At 55.5% G+C, this 2,738-nt stretch carries 4 protein-coding genes; 3 read left to right on the top strand and 1 reads right to left on the bottom strand.

The features are described 5' to 3' along the window. From ACTHUT_RS17285 to ACTHUT_RS17275, 3 genes are all read left to right on the top strand, one after another. The coding region (locus ACTHUT_RS17285; protein WP_440419185.1) for a thiamine ABC transporter substrate-binding protein at positions 1–659 on the top strand (659 nt) is incomplete at its 5' end. A 112-nt stretch (positions 660–771) separates the two neighbouring features. Next, positions 772–1,617, top strand: coding sequence for a mechanosensitive ion channel family protein (locus ACTHUT_RS17280; RefSeq protein ID WP_250599266.1), 846 nt, complete (start codon positions 772–774; stop codon positions 1,615–1,617). Positions 1,618–1,692: 75 nt separating this feature from the next. After that, positions 1,693–2,160 carry a CinA family protein gene (locus tag ACTHUT_RS17275; RefSeq protein ID WP_003686660.1) on the top strand — a complete coding sequence of 156 codons (468 nt, stop codon included), beginning with the start codon at positions 1,693–1,695 and terminating at the stop codon, positions 2,158–2,160. 78 nt (positions 2,161–2,238) lie between these two features. Here ACTHUT_RS17275 and ACTHUT_RS17270 read toward each other — a convergent pair. Continuing rightward, positions 2,239–2,738 (bottom strand): Dyp-type peroxidase (locus ACTHUT_RS17270; protein WP_440419183.1); only part of this gene is annotated, 500 nt, incomplete at its 5' end.

Genomic DNA, 2,738 nt, shown 5'->3' with positions numbered 1-2,738 from the left:
ACGCCTATGTCGCCATCAACTACGACAAAAAATGGTTTGAACAGAAAAAACTGCCCCTGCCGCAAACCCTGCAAGACCTGACCAAACCGGAATATAAAAACCTTCTGGTAACCCCGTCTCCCGCCACATCCTCGCCCGGCCTCTCCTTCCTCTTGGCCAACATCGGCGGCATGGGTGAAGAAGGCGCGTTCAAATGGTGGGCACAAATGCGCCAAAACGGTGTGAAAGTTGCCAAAGGCTGGAGCGAAGCCTACTACACCGACTTTACCCAAAACGGCGGCGCCTATCCCCTCGTGGTCAGCTATGCCACCAGCCCGGCGGCCGAAGTCCACTACTCCAAAGGCAAATACAGCACCCCGCCCACCGGCAATCTCTTCCTCAAAGGCGGCACATTCCGCCAAGTTGAAGGCGCGGCCGTTTTGAAAGGCGCAAAACAGCCCGAGCTGGCGGCCAAACTGGTGAGCTGGCTGCAAAGCGGCGAAGTGCAACAAGCCCTGCCTGCCGAAATGTGGGTCTATCCGGCTGCCAAAAACACGCCGCTGCCCAAAGTATTCGAGTTTGCCCAAACCCCGAAACACAGCGATTCCCCCAACCGCGCCGACATCAACACCAAACAAAAACAATGGGTGAGCCGTTGGAGCAAAACTGTTTTACGTTAAACCGAAAAACTTAAAAACACATCAAGGCCGTCTGAAAAACCAAATCCATTAGTTTTTCAGACGGCCTTGTTTTACAATGTCCTTTTAAACAACTTCACACGCACACACAATTATGAATTTCGATCTTCAAGTCCTCTCCCCCTTCTCCGGTTGGGAACAACTCGCCCAAACCGGCATGTCTTTCGGCACGAACCTGCTGGCCGCCTTAGCCATCTTCTTTATCGGCCGTTGGGTCGCCACGCGCGTGGTGACACTGATGAAAGCCGCACTGACGCGCGCCAAAGTCGATAAAACACTGGTCAGCTTCCTCGGCAACGTCGCCAACATCGGCCTACTGATCCTCATCATCATCGCCGCACTGGGTAAACTCGGCATTCCGACCACTTCCGTGACCGCCTTGATCGGTGGCGCAGGCTTGGCTGTGGCTTTGTCTTTGAAAGACCAACTGTCCAACTTCGCCGCCGGCGTGCTGATTATCCTGTTCCGCCCGTTTAAAGTCGGCGACTTTATCCGCGTCAACGGTTTTGAAGGCATCGTCCGCGAAATCAAAATGGTGCAGACCTCTTTGAGTACGCCGGACAACGAAGAAGTCGTCCTGCCCAATAGCGTGGTCATGACCAACAGCATCACCAACCGCTCCTCCCTGCCTCTGTGCCGCGCCCAAGTTGTTGTCGGCGTCGATTACACCTGCGACTTGAAAGCCGCCAAAGCCGCCGTATTGAGAGCGGCAACCGAGCATCCATTATGTGTTCAAACCGAAGAACGACCTGCCGTCGTATACATTACCAACCTCGCCGCCAGCGCCATCGAAATCACGCTTTGGGCATGGACGAACGAAGCGGATTTGGCCTTATTCCGATTCGGTTTGAACGAGCAGGTCGTCGAAAACCTGCGCGAAGCCAACATCAACATCCCATTCCCACAATGTGATGTCCACCTCATTCAGCCGAAAGACTGATTTCAACTTTCAGGCCGTCTGAAACCCGGCGGGTCAAACGCCCGCCCCATTCCACCCTTTCCATAAGGAGCCGCCATGTCCCATCTGCAAACCATCGCCGAACACCTGACCAGCCGCCGTCAAACCGTTACCTGCGCCGAGTCCTGCACCGGCGGCCTGCTTGCAGGTGCGTTGACTTCTCTCTCCGGCAGCTCGCAATGGTTTCATCAAAGCTTCGTCACATACAGCAACCAAGCCAAACAGGAGCGTCTCGGCGTCATGCCCGATACCTTGCTGAAACACGGCGCAGTCAGCCGCGAGACCGTCTATGAAATGGCACGTGGCGCAAAGGCCGTGGCGCAGGCGGATTACGCCTTGAGTATTTCCGGCATCGCCGGCCCTAGCGGCGGCAGCGCGGCCAAACCGGTCGGCACAGTCTGGTTCGGCCTGGCCACGCCCGAAGGTTCGTTTGAGCAAACCGCGCTATTCACGGGCGACCGCGAAGCAGTAAGGGCGCAAGCTGTCGAATACGCATTGGCTTTCTTGGCGGAACATTTGGTTTGATAGAAAAAACTCAGGCCGTCTGAAATCTGGAAATCAGGTTTCAGACGGCCTTTTTATCTATTCAAACCATCAGCGGATTTATATGCCCAAAAGCTCTTTGCCGAGGAAGCTGCCTTTTTCGACACCCGGCAGAACGAAGAAATAGCCGCCGCCAAACGGGCTGATGTATTCCTCCAGCGGCTCGCCGTTGAGCAAGTTTTGCACGAAGATGAAACCGTCGGCAAGGTTGGCCTGATAGCAGATGAACACCAAACCGACATCGAGTTGGCCGTTGGCGGCAAGGCCGCGCGAGTAGTTGAAGGCGCGGCGGTAGAGCAGGTGTTTTTTCATGAATTCAGGATCGCGCGGATTGGCAATGCGCATATGGCTGTCTTTGGGCGTGATTTTGCCGTCAGGGTCTTTGGCGAAATCGGCGGTGTCGCCCTCTTTTTTACCGTCCATGGGCGCGCCACTGTATTTGCGCCGGCCGAAAATATCGGTTTGTTCCTGCATCGGGGTGCGGTCCCAAAACTCGACAAAGTGGCGGATAAGGCGGACGGCCTGATAGCTGCCGTTTTTCGCCCATGCCGGTTCGTCCA

The sequence above is a fragment of the Neisseria sp. P0022.S010 genome (assembly GCF_051956635.1).
This window is presented reverse-complemented; position numbering and strand designations above follow the sequence as displayed.

Coding starts and splice junctions, on each gene's coding strand:
- ACTHUT_RS17280 (WP_250599266.1), top strand. CDS start 772: ATGAATTTCGATCTTCAAGTCCTCTCCCCCTTCTCCGGTTGGGAACAA.
- ACTHUT_RS17275 (WP_003686660.1), top strand. CDS start 1,693: ATGTCCCATCTGCAAACCATCGCCGAACACCTGACCAGCCGCCGTCAA.